This is a genomic window from Synergistaceae bacterium (assembly GCA_017540085.1).
Classification (GTDB): Bacteria; Synergistota; Synergistia; order Synergistales; family Aminobacteriaceae; genus JAFUXM01.
Map to the genome: position 1 here is coordinate 15,419 of JAFYBQ010000036.1, position 20,522 is coordinate 35,940.

Annotated in this window: 9 protein-coding genes; 8 read left to right on the forward strand and 1 reads right to left on the reverse strand. The window is 48.7% G+C overall.

What is annotated here, in order from left to right; all coding sequences use genetic code 11:
• Positions 1-24 precede the first annotated feature (24 nt).
• Genes IKQ95_08605 through alsK form a run of 4 tightly spaced genes read left to right on the forward strand, consistent with a single transcriptional unit; the run spans position 25 to position 3,830 of the window.
• Complete coding sequence (locus IKQ95_08605; protein MBR4196753.1) at positions 25-948, forward strand: ribokinase; 924 nt, start codon at positions 25-27, stop codon at positions 946-948.
• Between the two features lie 2 nt (positions 949-950).
• On the forward strand, positions 951-1,967 hold the full coding sequence (locus IKQ95_08610; protein MBR4196754.1) for a Gfo/Idh/MocA family oxidoreductase: 1,017 nt from the start codon (positions 951-953) through the stop codon (positions 1,965-1,967).
• On the forward strand, positions 1,955-2,941 hold the full coding sequence (locus tag IKQ95_08615; protein MBR4196755.1) for a Gfo/Idh/MocA family oxidoreductase: 987 nt from the start codon (positions 1,955-1,957) through the stop codon (positions 2,939-2,941). Before IKQ95_08610 ends, IKQ95_08615 begins: the two co-directional genes overlap by 13 nt.
• Positions 2,934-3,830, forward strand: coding sequence for an allose kinase (gene alsK, locus IKQ95_08620; GenBank protein MBR4196756.1), 897 nt, complete (start codon positions 2,934-2,936; stop codon positions 3,828-3,830). The genes IKQ95_08615 and alsK overlap by 8 nt, the downstream gene beginning before the upstream one ends.
• Positions 3,831-3,854: 24 nt before the next feature.
• Here alsK and IKQ95_08625 read toward each other — a convergent pair whose 3' ends face one another.
• Entirely contained in the window at positions 3,855-4,148 is a 294-nt protein-coding gene (locus IKQ95_08625; protein ID MBR4196757.1) for a hypothetical protein, read from the reverse strand.
• 330 nt (positions 4,149-4,478) lie between these two features.
• Here IKQ95_08625 and IKQ95_08630 point away from each other — a divergent pair, with 330 nt between their 5' ends.
• The 4 genes from IKQ95_08630 to IKQ95_08645 all read left to right on the forward strand — a co-directional run bounded on the left by IKQ95_08630 (position 4,479) and on the right by IKQ95_08645 (position 20,431).
• Positions 4,479-6,152: a hypothetical protein gene (locus IKQ95_08630; GenBank protein ID MBR4196758.1), complete on the forward strand. Its 1,674-nt coding sequence runs from the start codon at positions 4,479-4,481 to the stop codon at positions 6,150-6,152.
• A gap of 144 nt (positions 6,153-6,296) precedes the next feature.
• Positions 6,297-16,712: an amino acid adenylation domain-containing protein gene (locus IKQ95_08635; protein MBR4196759.1), complete on the forward strand. Its 10,416-nt coding sequence runs from the start codon at positions 6,297-6,299 to the stop codon at positions 16,710-16,712.
• A gap of 9 nt (positions 16,713-16,721) precedes the next feature.
• Complete coding sequence (locus IKQ95_08640; GenBank protein ID MBR4196760.1) at positions 16,722-19,853, forward strand: AMP-binding protein; 3,132 nt, start codon at positions 16,722-16,724, stop codon at positions 19,851-19,853.
• Positions 19,850-20,431, forward strand: coding sequence for a 4'-phosphopantetheinyl transferase superfamily protein (locus IKQ95_08645; GenBank protein ID MBR4196761.1), 582 nt, complete (start codon positions 19,850-19,852; stop codon positions 20,429-20,431). The genes IKQ95_08640 and IKQ95_08645 overlap by 4 nt, the downstream gene beginning before the upstream one ends.
• Positions 20,432-20,522: the final 91 nt, after the last annotated feature.

Below are 20,522 nucleotides of genomic sequence, written 5' to 3' on the forward strand. Positions count from 1 at the left end.
CGCGAGGGGGGTTTTTTGTGGAGAATGGAGAGCGAACAAATGATAGTAGTAGCAGGAAGCATGAATTATGACATTATCCTGAAGGTTAAGAGAATGCCTCGTGAGGGCGAAACAATGACGTGCGAGTCAGCGTCAACATCTGCGGGCGGGAAAGGCGCGAATCAGGCTGTGCAGTCGGCAAAACTCGGAGTCAAAACGTTCATGATCGGCGCGGTAGGTAATGACAACATGGGAGAATTTCTGCTTTCTGAAGCTGTGAAATACGGCCTCGATGTCTCACACGTGAAAAAGTCTTCAGTGTCGAGCGGTATGGGATGTGTTCACGCATTGGAGGACGGGAGAGTCTTTGCGACAATCAACAGAGGCGCGAATTACGACATTAACGCGAAAGATATTGACATGGCCGATGAATTATTCCGTCAGTCAAAAATATTAATCCTGCAGAATGAAATCCCGCATGAAGTAAACATTTACGCCGCGAAAAAAGCAAAAGATTCCGGCCTCAAAGTTTTGTACAACGCCGCTCCGTCATTCACAGACCGCCGGGAAGTTCTGCCCCTCTCAGATGTCGTAATCGTGAATGAAGTTGAAGCCTCTGAATATTTAGGCGTGAAAATTTCTTCCGTTGATGATGCTGTTCGTGAGGGACTCAAAGTTTCAGCGTCAATGAAAAATACGTGGGTTATCACTATGGGCGGCCAGGGTTCTGTGATATGCTCTGAGGGAAAATCGGAAACCGTGAGGCCGTACAAAGTTGACGCAATAGAAACGACAGGCGCAGGCGACTCGTATATCGGCGGACTCGGTTATGCACTGCTTCAGGGAATGGATATATTCACGGCGGCGAAATTCGCGACAAAGTGCAGTGCGGTTACAGTCTGCGGAATCGGTGCACAGTCATCAATGCCGACACTTTCACAGATTCACGAAAAATTCGGGGAGGAATAGTCATGCTCAACATTGCGTATGTAGGATTCGGAGTAAGCGTGAGGGAGTATCACATACCCTACGTAGAACACAGGAAGGATTGCAGGGTCAAGTACGTATTCAGGCGCGAGGAAGATATAGCGCAGTTCGCGGAATATGAGCCGTTTTACCCGGAAATAACATTCACGACAGACTTCAGCACGGTGCTGAATGACCCGGATGTTAATCTCGTTGTCGTGAGTGCGCCGGATAAATTTCACGTCTCATACGCTGAACAGATTCTCAACGCCGGAAAACATGCGCTCATTGAGAAACCTTTTGCACCCACAGCAGAGGAAGCCCGCAAAGTTTTCACGCTCGCAAAAGAGAAGGGGCTAATATGTATGCCGAATCAGAACAGGAGATTTGACGCAGATTTTCTTGCGCTGAAGGAAGTATTAGCCTCCGGGAAAATCGGTAAGCTCGTCAGGCTTGAGAGTCATTACGATTACTTCAAGACTAACGGATGGTATGACCATCTCGGAACGCTCTACAATCTCGGAGTTCACACAACCGACCAGATAATAAGCCTCTTGGGAATGCCCGACAGTGTTCGCTACGATGTGAGGAGCATACATCATCCGGGTGTCGGCGATGACTATTACGACATAGAATTATTCTACGGGAACGCGAAAGCCTCCGTGAACACGTCAATGTGCGTATTGATTGATTACCCGCGATTCACACTTCACGGCACAAACGGCAGCTTCACATTACCGCCCGTAATCCACAACTCCGGCAAAAAGAAAGTTATCGGCCGTCATGTTATCGACACATCACCCGCTCCCGAATCGCGCTGGGGGACTCTCGTCTACATGAAGGACGGCGAAAAAGTTACGGAGAAAATCCCGGTCGGCTGCGCTCACTATGAACGGATATATGACAGCCTGATTGACGCAATCGAAAACGGCGGGGAAAAATGCGTGAAAGATTCTGAGGTCGTGAAGGTGCTTGAGATATTAGAGTCAGCAACGGAGGTCGCAAAGTCATGGAAGCAATAAGGCTCGGCACAATAGGATCGGGCGTTATCGTTCATTCGGTTCTCGACAATGTAATGAAGACTGACGGGATTTCGCTTGAGGCTGTCTATTCCCGCACAAAGGACAAAGCCGAATCCCTCGCAAAAGTCTACAACGCTCCGAAAATTTACACGGACATTAACGCGCTGTTGAGTGATGAGAGAGTCAACACGATATACATTGCGACACCGAATCTATTGCACTATGAGCAGGCAAAAATTTCACTCATGGCCGGGAAAAATGTCATCTGCGAGAAGCCTTTTACGACAAAATTCACACACGCTCAGGAGCTTTTCACCCTCGCAAAGTCAAAAGGACTCTTCATCTTTGAGGCTGCTCCGACAATTTACCTTCCGAACTTCCGTCTATTGCGCGAAAAATTGAGTCTCATAGGCCGTATACGTCTCGTAATGTCGAACTACAGCCAGTACTCAAGCCGATATGATTTAGTGCTGAAAGGTGAACGCCCGAATATCTTTAACCCCGAATTTGCCGGCGGGTGTCTCATGGATATAAATTTCTACAACGTATTACTGAACACGGCATTGTTCGGACGGCCTGAGAGCGCGAAATATTACCCGAATATTTACCCGGGACTCGCGGACACTTCCGGGGTATTTGTGATGAGATATGACGGATTCGTTTCGACGAACGCGGGCGCAAAGGACACATTCGGGCTCAATCACTTCACGATTGAGGGGGAAAAGGGATTTATCTATGTCGATGAGCCGAACGGGTTAAAGAGCGTCAGAGTCGTAACAAAAACTTCTGACGAGACATTCAATCTTCAGCCAGTCCCGGACAGATGGCACTACGAGATTGAAGAGATTGCGCGCTTAATGCTGAGTGATGATTACGAGTCTGCATATTCATTCATGGGCGTAACACTCGACAACGTAGCAACGATTGAGACTGCCCGCAAGAATGCAGGAATAATTTTCCCCGGCGATGAATAAGATAATCGGAATCGACATAGGCGGGACGAATTTCCGAATCGGTTTTGCTGACGACTCCGGGAATGTTCGAGATTTCCGCAAACAGCCAGTGAAGAGCATACTGAAATCAGATGATGTACTGAGAGATGTTGCGGACTTCATAGAGAGTTACGCGGGAGGCCGGGAATTTGACGCTGTTGCGGCCGGTTTCCCCGCGACTCTTAACCGTGAACGCACGAAAATTTTGCAGGCTCCGAATCTCAGCTACATGGAAAATCTGCCTGTCGTTGAATATCTTTCAGGCCGTCTGAATGTTCCTGTCTTTGCCGAGCATGATGTAACATTCGCGCTTTATTACGACATGAGGAAGTATGATGTACCTTCAGAGGGAATAACCTGCGGGATATATTTCGGGACAGGGATCGGGAACGCGATAATGATTGACGGAGTGCCGCTGCTGGGCCGTAACGGAGTCGCGGGTGAACTGGGACATATTCCCGTTTATGGGAGTGATGAGCCGTGCGGGTGCGGTCTGAAAGGGTGCATGGAGAATGTTGCGGGCGGGAAATATCTTGCGCGTATTCGGCGTGAATTGTGGCCTGAGTCTGACATCGCAGAAATTTTCACGGAACACGGAAATGATTCGGCTGTGCGTGAATTTGTCGCGATGATCGCGGCGTGTTCTGTAACGGAGATAAACATTCTTGATCCTGATTACGTGATAATAGGCGGGGGAGTCGTGAACATGAAGGGATTTCCGCGAGAGACTCTTCACCGTGAAATTATTGCGGGGACTCGAAAGCCATACCCTGCGGAAAATCTCAGGATAATATATGCTGATGATGAGCCTGAAAAATGTGTTGCGGGAGCGGGGTATTATGCCTGTGATAGGATGATGGCCGATTCGTGATAAAGTTACGCATTGAATCCTATTTTAGCTGGCTTGAGATGGCAAGGGCATAAGAAATGTACGGAGTTGTGTAAAAGGCGACTCCTTATTTTTATGAAGGAATGAAGACGAGCGGAAGTGAAAATACTCGGTGAGATTAAAAGCATCGTCCGAATTGAAAACAGATTTGCCCGCTACACGGCTCGCGCTGTTCTCAATTTTGCCGTCCTTCCACCAGCTAGGCCGTGAAGCGTAAAAGTCTCCCGAAATGTTATACAGTATGTCGGCGATAATGAGCTGTGCTTTCGGCAGGCCGTAAGAGTGTATAATCATCACCATATTCAGGAAAATCACGAGAATGAGGTATAGCTAGACAGCCAAATAGTATGAACAGGTAAAATAAAGTATCCTGAAAAGCACGGTTGACGAAAGGCTAAAGGAGGGTTAATCTGCTACGTAATGTTAGGTGCTGGACAGGCATCACCAAACCTGAGAAATCAGGCTACCTCCGGCTAGGGGGGAAGTAAAAGCCTCTGGACTGCCGTACAAACTCAAGTAGGCTCGCCGAACGAGGGCAGGAAATGTCTCAGAAATGAGGAAAGAACGAGGAAAACTCGAAAGAGTGTACACAGCACTTTATTACACTTTTTACGTAGCAGAGAAAAAGCAATGTTCTCCGACAAATCAGACGGGACTTTCTTCACGGGCTACGTGAAATCTGGCGCACTCGTAAACAGAAAGTTTCTTGAATTTCTTATTCCCACGTTCTTAATGTCAATGTCAGCACAGCTAGGAGTCGTCATGGACGGCGTAATAGTCAGCTACCTTATCAGCGCAGTGGCTATGGCCAGTGTAGAAGCGTCAATGCCATTGACTCAAACCGCCGCGGCCCTGTCTGTAATGATTTCGGTCGGGGCTGTCGGGCATATCACAACAGCATTAGGACTCGGCGAAAAGGAAAAGGCTAACCGCATATTCAGCACAGTGTTCTCTTCGTCGTTAGGAATCGGCATATTGCTGACGGCCTTTCTTTTTACGTTCACTGATGAGCTGTCAGAATTCATATCTCCTGCTAAATCTATGACAGATAACTGTGAAGATTATATTGAAGTTTTATTGTTCCGTTTTCCGTTCAGCGTTTCATTAATGGTTATGTGTGATATTGTCCGCTCCGATGGCATGGCTAAACTTGCAAGCTACTCAGTTATGATTCAGCAGTGTTCAAATATCATCATGGATTTCATATTCATAAAATTTTTCGGACTCGGTCTTGGAGGTGCCGCGCTCGCTACTGTACTTAGTGATGTTGCCGGAATCGTTTTCCTTCTCCGGGTATACAGCCGCTCAAAGGAACGTACACTCAGATTCATTAATCCCCTGTCAGAAGGAATCATGAGATTCATATCGCGAACGTTCGAGATATGCCGCACAGGTCTTCCCGCTACATTCGGCATGATATGCATTGCTGTGAAAGTATGGTGCATATACAAGATTTTAGGGTCAACAGGCGGAGTCGGGGCGACTGAGATTTACGCGGCCTGTATGCTTTATCTCTCTCTGCTCTCGATGTTCGTTTTAGGTACGAATGACTCCGCGTATCCTATAGTGGGAGTGCTTTACGGAGAGAAAGATTACCGCGGTATTCGTATGTTCATGAGGTATGTATTCAGGTTCACGATGATGATTGCCGGTTTCTTTTTGCTTCTGTCGTTCCTGTTCCCGCGTGAGTTTCTGACTCTGTTTGGGCTTTCTGATGAGCTGGCCTTATCCGGCGCGGCGGCGGTTCGGCTTTTCTCCGTGAGTCTTGCTGGCGTGGCGATGACATTCATTATGATTTACTACTACACGGCAGTGAATCAGAACACAGCGGGCAATATATTATCGCTGACGGAGGGATTTTTTGCGGTGATTCCGGCGGCGTGGGTGTTCTCGCGATTATTCGGGCAGATTGGCGTGTGGGCCGCGCTTGTTTTTGCGGAAATTGCCGGGTTCGCTGCGATATGGATTTACGTCAAGTACAAATGCTCTCATTCTGACGGAAAATTATCGGACTTCTATCTCATCGAGAAAAACGGAAGCGAGCTTCTTTATGATGTCTCACTCAAAGCTACGGAGTCTGACGCGTCGAAATTGTCGCAGGAGTCAATTAGTGTTCTTGAGTCTCGCGGAATGGATCACAGCACGGCCATGAAGGTCGGAATCGCTCTTGAGGAAATCACCGCGAACATGGCACTCATTAACGCAAAGCCGGTTGATTTTGACGTGAGAATTTTGGACAGCGGCAGGGATATTCTTCTTGCATTACGCGACAACGGAATAGAATTTAACCCGATAGAATATTAGCCGTCAGCAGAAGAGAAATCCGATTACCGCAGTGATAGAATTATGGTTCTCCGTGCTTTGTCAGGCGACATCAAATATGACCGAGTTTTGTCGCTGAATCAGACACTCATCACGATAAATATTTCAATGAAAGGTTAAGCAGTAATGGAAACAAAAATTAGGAAAGTCCCATTATCGCAGACTCAGTTAGGGATGTATTTCGAGTCCGTGAGGATGGGCGGATGTGCGTACAATAGGCACTACCTTTACACGCTCGACAAGAGTCTTGACATGGAACGATTAGCGCGGGCAATCGAAAAAACCGTGCAGGCTCATCCCTATATGGAAGTCCGAATCTCCCAAGACGATAACAGCGGAGCAATCACTCAGTCAATCCCCGAATCTGAATCCCAATATCAGCAAACCGTAATGAAGATGTCAGAATCACAATGGCAGGAGCGTCTGAAGACTCTCACTTCCGAACCTCTGACGTTAAACGGCGGGCGTTTGTTCCGTTTTGATCTCGCTGAGACCGAATGCGGGAAATACATGCTGAGGACGACTCATCACGCAGCCTTTGACGGTATATCGTACAATGTCATAATGAACGATATTGCGGCGGCGTATAACGGTGAGAATCTGACTCAGGAAACGTATAACGCTCTCGATGTTGCGGAGGAAGAGTCAAAACTCAGAGAAGGCGAAGAATACCAGCGCGCAAAAGAATGGTACGTGAAAAATTTTTCCGGGCTTGATGTCGTAAGTTCACCTCTTGCGGGTAACAGCGGGAATAATTCGGGCGAATGTTTTGTTTACACGTTCGATTTGTCCGAAGCTGACATGAAGAATTTTTGCCGTGAAAAGCACATCAGCACCTCAGCTTTGACTTCAGCAGCATTCGCCATTCTCACAGGAATTTACACGAACCAGCAGGAGTCATTGTTCTCGACAATATATCATGGCCGCAGCAAGAACGCCGCGCATATCATCGGAATGTTCGTTAAGACTCTCCCGGTCTATGCGAAATGGGACAACGACACACGCACCGGGGACTTTCTCGCGGGACTGTCGGAACAGATTCAGGGCGCAAGGGACAATGATATATTCTCGTTTGCTGAAGTGAATACCATATGCCCGCTGAATGAAGCTCCCTTGTTCGCGTGGCACGGGTCTGTGAGGACTCATGTTGAAGTCTGCGGAATGCCGGCAAGCGAGGATCTGTTAGACAAAACTACTGATGACACCGCGCTGTCTGTAGAGTTGATGTCTGTAGCTTCGGGAATGTCGTTGAGAGTCGAATACGATTCGGGGAAATATACACGTGAATTTATAGAGACGCTCGCAGAAACTTACGGCAATATTCTCCGCCAGCTTATGACAAAAGAATTTGTGCGCGAGATTTACCCGTGCCCTGAAGGAACAAAGGCCGGGAATTTCAACGATACAGATTACCCCGTAGAGCTTTGCGCCGTTCATGTACTTTTCGAGGAACAAGCGAGGAAGACTCCCGACACTGTAGCATTTGTTGCGGACGGTGAACGACTCACTTACAGAGAGCTTAACGGAAGGGCGAATCGGCTCGCGCATTCCCTCATTGAGCGGGGCATTCAGCCGGAGGCAATTGTCGGATTGTTACTGCCGAGAACGATTGCCGTCCCGGTCTGCGAATATGGCGTATGGAAAGCGGGCGGAGCGTTTCTGCCTATGTCGGCGGAATATCCTGATGAACGAATTGATGTCTGCCTGCGTGATGCCGGGTGCAAATTCTGTATCACAACTGAGGCGGTAAAGAATCAGCGCAAAAATCTTTTCACGTCCGACAAGCCTTATACCGTCCTGACCGTCGAGGAGCTTTGCGGGAATGACAACGCGGAGAATCCCGGCTTGACGGTGAGTCCCTCATCGCTTGCCTACGTGATATACACATCAGGCTCAACAGGCCGTCCCAAAGGCGTAATGCTTGAGCATGGGAACTTGTGCAATTTCGTCAACGCAAACGAAAAGAACATGGAGACCCGCGAATTTGTCGGGGGCGGAAAAACAGCTCTTGCTCTTGCGGCTGTGTCGTTCGACGTGTCAATGATGGAGATTCATATCTCGCTGACTCACGGCATGACATGCGTTATGGCGACTGAGGAAGAAATACATAATCCGCTGCTTTTGGCCAAACTGATAAAGAATGAAGCTGTTGATATTGTATGTTTCACGCCTTCATATCTCGCTAATCTCTTGCAGTTCCCGGAGGCTGAAGAGGCTTTGCACAGGGTGAAAATGTACGATATGGGCGCAGAGGCTTTCCCGCCATCGCTTTACGGCAAAGTGCGCTCTGCGAGTCCTGACGCTGTAATAGTCAACGGCTACGGCCCTACAGAGGCAACAATAAGCTGTGTCGCCCGCATACTTTCAGGCGGTGAGAAAATCACCATCGGCAGACCTTCAGCGAACGTGAAAGCGTGGGTTATGGACAAATTCGGCCATGAGCTTCCCGCCGGGGCTGTCGGTGAATTAGTGATTGGCGGACTCGGTGTAGGACGGGGGTATGTGAATCTCCCTGATAAGACTTCAGCGGTATTCTTCACGCACAGGGGAGTCCGGGCTTACCGCACTGGCGATGTAGTGAGGCTTCTGCGTGATTCTGACGGCTTTACGGCTGACTATACTGACTATATCGGACGCGGAGACAGGCAGGTGAAAATACGCGGGCTGAGGATTGAGCTTGACGAAGTGGAGTCGGTGATACGTGAATTTCCAGGCGTGAGTGATGTTTCTGTCGTTGCGTTTGACGGGGACTCAGGCAAATTCATGGCCGCTTATGTCGTGTCATCCGGGAAAATTGACATTCCCGCGCTCAATGACTTTATACGCGACAGGAAGCCGCCGTATATGATTCCTTCAGCAACGATTCAGATTGACGCAATCCCCCTCACGCCGTCTAGGAAAGTAGACCGCAAAGCCCTGCCGAAGCCGGACATTTCAGCCCTTACATCAGGCGCGGAAATCATACAGCCAAGAACAGACTCAGAGAAGAGAGTCTGCGCTGTAATTTCAGGGATCACGGGCGGAAATAATTTCGGTGTGAATATGACGCTTGAGGAAATCGGCATAAACTCGCTGGCTATGATGAGGCTTGCAGTAACACTCAGCAGGGAATTTTCGCATCCCATGAATTTCGCGGATCTTCAGCAGAACAACACGCCGGAGAAATTAGCGGCATTTCTTGAGGGCGGGACAAACGATGAGGATTTCCCCGTTCTTGATGATTCCCCGCTGACAAAGATACAGGAAGGAATATTTTTCGAGACGCAATCACATCCCGGGACAACAATCTACAACATTGCCACACTGCTTGAGCTTGCCGGGACTCCTGATGTTTCGCGAATAAGGGACGCTGTAATCTCTGCGGTGAAGGCTCATCCGTATTTGCTGACTCGATTTTTCCTGAATGACAACGGGGAAATACGGCAGAAACGCCCGGAAGATTTCGCGTTTGACGTTGAGGAGTCTCGCTTCAGAAATCTTGACGAGCTAAGGAAAAATCTTTTGCGGCCCTATGACTTGCTGAATGACAGACTCATACGCGCCAATATTGCCCGGACTGATGACGGGAAAATTTACGTTTACTTTGACATGAATCACGCTGTCTTTGACGGAATGTCGCAGCAAATTTTCATGCGTGATATTGAGCGGGCATATAACGGTGAGACATTAGAGCCGGAGAAATTCAGCGGATGGGAGGCGGCTATTCTTGAGGAGCGTTTGAGGAGCAGTCCTCAGTATCAGAAAGCGAAAGACTATTACACCGGGCTGTTCAGGGATTGCGAGCCTGACTGTCTGCCCTTGCCCGACATGCAGGAGGACGCAGAAGGAAGCCTCTCGATGATTATTCCCGGCCATGCTGACGCGGAGTCGATCAGAAAATTCTGCGATGATAACGGCATAAGCGAGAATGATTTTTACACGGCGGCTTTCGGGTATGTCATCGCAGGTTTCAGCGGGCGCGAGGACTCAATCTTCACGACAAACAACAGCGGACGGAGCGACTCCAGATTCATGGACAGCGTTTCAATGTTCGTGAGGACTTACCCGGTAATCTGCAAAACCGCAAAAGGCACTGTGCTTGATTATATCCGTGAGACAAAACGACAGCTAACCGACAGCCTTTCTTACGGGGCGTACTCATTCGCAGAAATAAGCCATGACTTAGGTATTCCGGCTGATATTCTCTTTGCGTTTCAGGGTGCTGTGAGCGGAAAAATAGAGTCATTCTGCGGCTGTCCCTGCGTTGAAGTGGATGTATCACTTGACGAGGCAAAAGCGGGTATTGAGATGTCAGTATTCCCGGAGAACGGCGGACTCTCATATCATTTCACATGCCGTAAAAATCTCTATACTGATGACTTCATTCGGAATTTCGCGGGCATTTATGATAATGTTCTCACGGAGTTTACGCGAAAAGTGAATCTCAATGACGCAGAATTTCTTGACGCTGAAACAGAGTCCCTTCTCGACAAAGCCAATGACACAGCAACAGACTACGACAAATCGGACATTGTAACCCAGTTCAGGGGGACAGCAGAGAAATTCCCGGATAATATCGCAGTAGTGTACAGGGAGAAGCGTTACACCTACAGAGAGACGGACGAAATCACCGAAAGAATCGCGGCATACCTGAAGGGGCGCGGAATAGGTGCGGAAGATGTCGTGTCGGTTCTGATTCCCCGCTGTGAGTATATGGTGATTGCCTCGCTTGGAGTCCTCAAGACTTGTGCCGCCTATCAGCCGTTAGATCCATCGTACCCTCCTGAACGGCTCGAATTTATGATTACGGACGCTTCCGCAAAATTGTTGATTGCTGACAGGAGTCTCATCAAAGACTGTGTGCCGAATTATCACGGGGATATACTCTTCACTGACGAAATACCCGCATTGCCACCCGCGCAGAAACTCACGGAGACTCCGAGTCCGTCAAGCCTCTTCATTATGCTTTACACTTCCGGCTCAACAGGAGTCCCGAAAGGCGTAATGCTCGAACATGGAAACCTCGCCTGCTTCACAGCGTGGTACAGTAAGACGACTCATCTAACGGAAAAATCAAGAGTCGCGGCTTATGCGAGTTACGGATTTGACGCTTGCATGATGGACATATATCCCGCTCTCACATCGGGCGCGGCTGTTCATATACTTGACGAGGAAATAAGGCTTGATTTCGCGGCTATTCAGAAATATTTTGATGACGCTGGAATCACTCACTGCTTCATGACAACACAAGTCGGGCGGCAGTTCGCGGAATATTACACCGGGCAATCGCTGAAATATTTATCTGTCGGCGGTGAGAGGCTTGCTCCAATTTTCCCGGAGAATAAGAGCTTTGCTTTGCTCAATGGCTACGGGCCTACAGAATGCACAATCTTTACGACAATTTTCCCCGTGAAGAAACTTTACAGACGGATTCCAATCGGCGCGGCTCTCGACAATGTGAAGCTGTATGTTGTCGACAAGAACGGGCGCAGGCTTCCTCCGTATATGCCCGGCGAGCTTTGGGTTTCAGGTCATCAGGTCGGGCGCGGCTATTTCAACAGGCCGGAGAAAAACGCAGAGAGTTTCACCGCAAATCCTTTCACGAATGAGGAAGGCTGCACGAGAATTTACAGGACGGGCGATATTGTCCGCAATGTTTATGACGGCGGGAAAATGGTCATTGATTTTGTCGGCAGGAATGACGCTCAGGTGAAAATTCGCGGTTTCCGTATTGAGCTGACAGAGGTTGAAGCGGTCATCAGAGATTTTCCGGGCGTGAAGGATGTTACTGTTCAGGCGTTCGACTCAGACAGCGGGGAAAAATATCTTGCGGCTTATGTCGTGAGTGAGGGGAAAATTGATGTTAATGCGCTGAATGAGTTTATCGGCCGGAACAAACCGCCCTATATGATTCCCGCCGTAACAATGCAGATTGACGCAATCCCGCTCAAGCAGAATCAGAAAGTCAACCGCAAAGCCCTTCCCAAGCCCGAAATCACAGCCACGCGCAAAGAATCCGAGTCAGTCTCAGCACCGCTAAATCTCTTGGAGAAAGACATAAAGGCCATAATCGCTGAGATAATCGGCACGGACTCTTTCAGCATAACAGACGCTCTCGGCAATTTCGGACTCACGTCAATATCAAGCATACGGCTTGCGACTCAGATCTACAAGAAATACGGCGTTCAGTTGCAGGTGAGAAAGCTCGTCTCAGAAGGAAGCATACAGAGCATAGAGAATGAAATTCTGCGTAAAGTTTTTGCTGAGACTCACGAGGAAAAATCAGAGCCGGAAAAATCACATGAGCCGTCAAAAAATTCATGCCCCCTCACGTTTGAACAGCAGGGTGTTTACGCGGAGTGCATGATTGACCCGTCATCGACAGTCTACAACACTCCTTTTTCCGTGAAGATTCCCGATGGCATAACAGCAGGACAGCTCAAAGAGGCGTTGCGGGAAGTCATCGAGGCGCACCCGTATATACTTTGCAGGTTCACGGCAAATGACAGAAACGAGATAATACAGGAGGCAATTCCCGATTTCACGCTCGACATTCCCGAAAAAGAAATGACTCCTGAGGATTACGAGTCCTACTGCAAAGAAGGCTTTGTGCGTCCGTTCAATCTCGCTGAAGGGCCGCTTGTGCGTTTCGAGATCGTGAAGTCTGACGGGCTATATTTGCTGATGGATATGCACCATCTTGTTACTGACGGTGCGTCTGTTGATATTTTCCTTCAGCAGTTGTGCGCGAAACTTGACGGCCATGACATAGAGCATGAAGAATACAGCTACTACGATTACGCCGCCGATGAGAGAATGACGGACGGAGCAGACGAATTTTTTGCCGGAAGAATGGCACTCTCAGACGAAGCGACTCAGATTATCCCGGATGTTTATGCGGAAAATCTCACGCACTCGGAAGACTCCGTGAGCGTCAAGACAGACATCAAAGCCGTGAAAGAATTTGCCCTCAAGCACGGCGCAACACCCGCTGAAATTTACCTTGCAGCCGGATATATTACGTTCTCGCGTTTCGTGTGTGATGATACTGTCTCAATAATGACAATCTCAAACGGTCGCGGAAACATGAAGATTGCCGGCACTCTCGGAATGTTCGTTAATTCACTGCCTCTCGTTGAAACTGTTGACAATTCCGAAAATGTTGCGGACTTTATCAAGCGTTCAGCAAAAAATTTCAGCGATACACTTCTTCATGAAAATTACCCGTTTGCGCGCGCTGCCTCAAAGTTCGATTTCCATCCGAGTATCTCATACGCATACCAGATAGGAGTCCTCAGCGAGTACAGGACAAAATACGGAGCATTAACCGCAGAAGAGCTTACATCGGACAAGGCAAAAATCCCCGTCGCGGTCTTCATCACAGGAACAGAGGACGAAGCCGAAATCAAGATAAGCTACGATACAGCCATGTACAGCCGTGAAATCATGCAGGGCCTGACAGAGTGCTACGAAAACGCCGTGCAGGGACTCCTGACTCATGACAAAATTTCTGACATCAGCATAACGGACTCGCACCAGTGGGAAATTCTCGACTCGTACAATCCTGAATGGGATCTGAATTATGACATGAACGACACGCCCGTGTCAGCCTTCAGGAGGAACGCAAAGAACAATCCCGACAAAGTTGCGGCGGTATTCAGGGATAAGCAGTACACATACAGGGAGCTTGACAAGCTGACAGACAGACTCGCGGCGAAAATCTACAGCAGAATGAAAGCCATCACAGGCAGGGAAAATTTATCAGAAGAAGTAATCTCAATCATCATCCCCCGAAATGAAAACGTATTCATTCTCCCTCTTGCTGTCGTGAAAGCCGGGTGCGCTTATGAGCCGTTAGATCCTTCATACCCGCAGGAGAGGCTCAATTTCATGGTGAAAGATTCCGGCGCAAGACTCCTAATCGCTGATGACTCTTTGCGCTCACTCGTGAATGAATACGCGGGCGATGTGCTGACTGTCAGCGAGTTATACAGCATGAATGACTCGAACGACATACCGCCGTGTCCGTCCCCTGATGATTTATTCGTCATGCTCTACACATCTGGGTCAACCGGGACTCCGAAAGGCTGTCAGATCGAACACCGCAATGTTGTCGCGCTCGCTCACGGAATCGAATTGGCCGGATTCTACCGTGAAGACGACAGAATCGCCGACTATGCGTCATTCGGTTTTGACGTGAACATGGCCGATGTCTTCTGCACGCTCATTAACGGCGGGACGGTTTATATCATTCCTGAGGATATACGCATGAATCTTGACTCACTCGCAGAATATTTCGATGACGCGGGAATTACGGCGTTACTTCTCACGACTCAGGTCGGCGTTCAGTTCATGCAGAATTACCCGCACTGCAAGACGCTGCGACTCCTCTTAATCGCCGGGGAAAAACTCCCTGCTGTTGACCCTTCCGGCCTGAGCTACACAATCGCTAACGGCTACGGCCCTACGGAGAACTGTTACGGCGTTAGTATCTTCCCGATTCGCAAATGGGAGAAGAATATCCCAATCGGCAAGCCATTCCCGACAATTCACGGCTACATTCTCGACAAGACAGGACACAGACTCCCGGCAGGCGCGGCGGGTGAATACTGCCTCTCAGGGCCGCAGGTCAGCAGAGGTTATCTCAACCGCCCGGACAAAACAGCAGAGGCTTACGAGCAATGCCCCTATAACAATTTCCGCATGTATCACACCGGGGATATTGTGCGTTATCGTCAGGACGGAAATGTTGAGTTTGTCGGGCGCAAGGACGGACAAGTGAAGATTCGCGGCTTCAGGATTGAGACGAAAGAAATCGAGGCGGTGATTCGGAATTTCGGCGGCGTGAAGGACGCTACTGTTCAGGCTTACGATTACGAATCAGGCGGTAAGTATCTTGCGGCGTTCGTTGTGAGTGATGAGGCAGTCGACACTGAGAAATTGCGCGACTACATCAAGAGCCAGAAGCCCGCGTACATGGTGCCTGCGGTGATAATGCAGATCGACAAAGTTCCGCTGACGGTGAATCAGAAAGTCGACAGGAAAGCGTTACCCAAGCCGGAATTACAGAGGCGTGAATATGTTGCTCCTGCCGGAAAAACTGAGGAAGATTTCTGCGGGATATTCGGCGAAATTCTAGGGCTTGAGAGAGTCGGCGCGGAAGATGATTTCTTTGAGCTTGGCGGAAGCTCCGTTATCGCAATGAAGGTTGTTATCGCCGCGGGCAAAAAGGGATATTCCATCGTCTACAATGACGTATTCACGTACACGACTCCGAGACTCCTCGCTGAGTTTGTTACGGGGTCAGAGAGTCAGACGCAAGAAATTTCAGCGGACATAGCACCGTCAGCAGGGAAAATTACGGAGATAGACTCGGAAGGCTACGACTATTCCGCAATAAATGCACTTCTCGCGAAAAACACGATGGAGTCATTCAGGAATGGCGAGCGTCAGAGATTGGGCGATGTACTTTTAGCGGGTGCGACGGGGTATCTTGGGATTCACGTGCTTGAAGAGTTGCTCACGTCAACAGAGTCAAAAGTTTTCTGCCTCATCAGACCAAAAGAAGGCAGCAGCGGTGAAAAACGTCTGAGAAATCTTCTTGAGTATTACTTTGGCCATGACCACGCGGAATATTTTGCCTCTCGTATAACAGTCATTGAAGGCGACGCGACAGACCCGGACTCGCTGAGAGATTTTACGCCCGACTCAAACATGACGGTGATAAACTGCGCGGCCTCCGTAAAGCATTTCGCAAAAGGCAACGAGATCGAACGCACTAACGTTGACTCAGTGAAGAATCTTGTCGCATGGTGTGAGGAAAATGATTCGCGTCTCGTCCACATCTCAACAGGCAGCATTATCGGCGGACGGAAAAACGGACTTCCCCCTGAAGGCTACCGCTTTGATGAGCATGTACTCTTTGCGGGTCAGACAGTGAAGCATAATCAGTACATTCACTCGAAATTCATGGCCGAGAGATTCATTTACGAGGAAATTTTGACGCATGGACTGAACGCAAAAGTATTCAGAGTCGGAGACCTTGCACCGCGTTTGTCGGACGGAAAATTTCAGGTCAACTTCAGAACGAACAACATCATGAACACGCTTAGAGCCTATAAGATTCTCGGAGTGGTGAATTTCGGCGCGCTCACAAATGAGATAGAGTTCTCGCCGATTGACTCCCTCGCAAAAGCTGTTATCGCACTCGCAGGAACTCCGAAAGAATGTATATGCTTCATGCCGATTAACCCGCACCGGGCGTTAATGCAGGATGTTTTCACGGAGATTCGCGGACTCGGCTATGAGATTCGCGCGGTTGAAGATGACGAAATGAAACAGGCACTTGACGCGGCATTGTCAGACAGCAGGAACAGCGCGGTTTCTCCGTTAGTCGCATACGCAGACAACAGCGGAGTAAAAGAACTCGGACTTGATGACATTGATACGGGCTTCACATCGCAGGTGCTGTACCGTTTGGGCTTCTCATGGCCGGAAACAGGCGCGGAATACATCAGGCAGTTTATCAGGAAACTTGACGGGCTTTCATTTTTTGACGAGTAAAATATCATCATGACACTAATTCACGAAATCGTATCACAATACGCCGTGAACAATCCCAAAAAGAAGGCTGCTGAGGACTCATTCGGCAGTCTCTCTTACAGGGAGCTTGACGGCAAAAGCAATTCAGGCGCAAAAATACTTTATGGACTCGGAGTCAGCGCGGGGGATTCTATCGGCGTTTATGTTCCGTATGTGAAAGACGTAATCACCGGGGCTTTGTCCGTGTGGAAGGCTGGCGGGGTCTATATCCCTATGGATGACGCATATCCCGCTGAGAGACTCGAATACATCCTCAGAGACTCAAACGCAAAAGCTATCCTCACATGCCGGACTCTTTGGGAGAAAAAGCCGCTCAGTTTTCCGGCGGAAAATGTGATATTCCTCGATGACATCACAGACATCACATCATCATTCACCCCTTGCGCGGACATCACCGAAAAATCCCCGGCCATGATTCTCTACACTTCCGGCACAACTGGCAGGCCTAAAGGAGTCCTTCACAGGCACGAATTTTTGACTCACATTGTCGATTGGATGAACGTAACGGAAGATTTCTGCATGACAAAAGACTCACGAGTCGGACTCATTTCGCGGTTTACGTTTGTTGCGACTGTAACATTCATGTTCGGCGCGTTGCTGAAGGGAGGAACGTTATATTTTGCCCCCGAAAACGCAAGGAATGATATTGAGCAGCTCTATAAATTTCTCGCGGACAAAAAGATTTCTCACATATTCATTGCTTCAGGGCTTGCGGCAATTCTCGCTGAGGATTACGACATTTCCGGCGTGAATGTTTTTGCGGCGGGTGAAAAGCTCCCTAACTTCCGGGCGCATTCAGACTCCGTATATCTCCGAAATATTTACGGCTCAACAGAAATCGGCGTTGTTACGTCAGCGGAAATTCACGGCCAAGAGAATCCCATCACAATCGGCAAGCCCGGCCCCGGCACAAAAGCAATGCTCATTGATGAAAATCTCAGTCCGTCAAAACCTGATGAAGCTGGCGAACTCCTCATAGCGAATGAATACATGTCGAGGCAATATCTCAATCTCCCGGAGCAGACAGCGGAGAAATGGATTCAGATTGACGGCCTCACCTGGTACAGGACAGGCGACAGGGCTACAATGACTCATGAAGGGGATATATGCATTCTCGGACGAACCGACAACATGATAAAGCTGCGGGGATTCAGAATCGAAACGGGCGAGGTTGAGTCGCAAGTGTCAAAAGCTGTAACAGGAATCAGGCGCGATGACGTGAAAAACATTGTCGTGTGTCTTCGAACCGTAAGCAGGAATGATTATCTTGTCTGCTACTACGAGTCGGGAAATGACCTTGCCCCTGACGAAATCAGCGCGGTGAAAAATGAGTCCGCAAAATATCTCGCTGACTACATGATTCCAGATATATTCATGAGAGTCGCCCAAATGCCCCGAAACCTTAACGGCAAAATCATACGCAGAGACCTTCCGCAGCCAAAATCGCACACGCACGAAATCACAGCTCTTGACAGTGAGACTCTTGCGCGAGTCGTGTGGGCTGTTTCTGACGTTCTCGGAATCTCATCGGCTGAACCTGAAGACACATTCACGGAGCTTGGCGGGTCATCAATCACGGCCATGAAGCTGGCGGCGTTGTTGCGTCCGCAGGGCATAAAGATTACGACAGCGCAAATACTGAAGCTGAATGTATTGCGGAAAATTGCTGACGCGGCTGAAGTCGATTACGCTAAATTGTGGTCAGAGGAAGAATACAGCGCGGTTATTGCCGATTTTGCCTCACGCGGTGAACACATACAGAAAGTGCTTCCCATTACGGCGGAGCAAGATGATATGCTGTTCGACTATATACTTTCCCCGGACAGAAACAGCTTCAGATCTGTTTACATGCTTCAGGTTGACAGCGTTATAACGGAGGAAAATTTGCGGCTCGCTCTTGATACTGTCTCACAAGAAAATGAAGAGTTGCGCTCATCTATCGTATTTCACCGCACGCGAGTTATACAGCAGGTGATAACAGACAGGAAGATTCCCGCAAAATTCGTGAACATAAATAATCTTGATGACAAGAATCTCGAAGTCGCATGGAATATATTTCAAAGTCCCATTGATTTGCAGAGAGACACATTAATGCGTGTCGTTTGCGGAGAGTTTTTCGGGAAAAGTTTCCTGTACATAATGACGAGTCATATCAGCTTCACGAAAGCGCAGGCGCGGAAATATTTTGCCCGTATAATGTCGGTGCTTGAGGAAAAATATCCGAGCGACAAAGCGATTCATGACTGGCGGGAAATTTTTGACGGGACTCTAACGGAAGATTTGACGGAAAAACCGAAACCCCGCGGCGAGTCAAAGCTGAGACAACTTGACCGCCCAAGAAGCAATATCCCCCCGGAAATCTGCGTATACTCCGAGAACAGCGGCCCTAAAATGACGTTCATTCACACAGGCAACACAGGAAGCGAGGCATATTACAGGCTGGCCGACAGAATCAGGGATAAGATTTCTTTCTCGGTGATTGAGCCGTTCAACCTGTGGCACATTGAGCAGGCGACATACGGTATACCGAACATCGCAAAAAGGTATGTAGAGATTCTCAAGCGTCATCAGCCCGAAGGCCCGTATATTCTCGGCGGCTGGTGCTACGGCGGAATGATAGCCCACGAAATGGCATGTCAGCTTCAGGACGCAGGCGAGGAAGTGAAATATCTGTTCATGCTGGACTCACACGCTACGACAGATCCGGCATTAAGGCAAATGGCTAAAAGCATGTATGAAGCGTCGGGGCGGGAATATTTCGAGACAAGCCCGCTGTTTTCTGACCTGCGGGAATCAGGAATGCTTGAAGCTATGATAATCAACTCGGAGCATGTATATCACGACATGGCCACTCATATGCCGTCATTCTTCAGCGGCTCTGTAACATACTTCAAGCCCGATGTTGTTCCGGCAGAATCTTCCGGGAACGCTCGTAAATATTGGGAGAAAATGATGGAGTTCCCCGCCGGTAATTACAGGCCATTCTGCAACAAAGATTTATTCCGAATCATTCACACACCGCACGAGCATGATTTGATGATGGATGATCCCTCGCTTGAGATTATTGTCCCGGAAATTTACAGGGCATTGGGCATAAAGTGATAAGGCTGACTCTTCTCGACATTCGCGGACTTAGGCCAAAAGCTGAAGAGTTACTGCGGGGACTGCCTGAAGAGTTGCGGAAAAAGGCATTGCGTTACAGAAAAGAAGATGACCAACTACGCAGCATAGGGTCATCTTTTTTGTTGCTGAAAGCCGCAAAGGGTCAAGAGATTCATTACAGCCTTGAAGGAAAGCCGTTTGTTGACGGAGAAAAATACTTCAGCATTTCACACAGCGGGGATTATGTCGTTCTCGCTGAAGCTGATTCGCCTATTGGTGTTGACGTTGAGAGAGTCGCGGACATTGGGATTAATGATGACTTGAAGAATGTCGCATTGACTGAGAGGGAAAAACTTTGGGTGAAAGATTCACTGCTGAGATTCTATGTTGTGTGGACGAGAAAAGAGAGCCTCATAAAATGCGAGGGACACGGCTTCATTTCAGAGCCTTGCGAAATTGACGCACTTCCTGAGAATGATTTTGATGACCTTGTGAAGTATGAGGGAAAATTTTACCGCATTGAAAGTTTTATGTTTGACGGGCATATAATATCACTTGCCATAGAGACTGTACAATGAACTGTGTAAGAGGAAAATACACAGGAGGTTAGCATAATGAAAGAGGAAAGACAGGAAAAACTCAAGATTAGCAACGACTTGCTCGATGCCA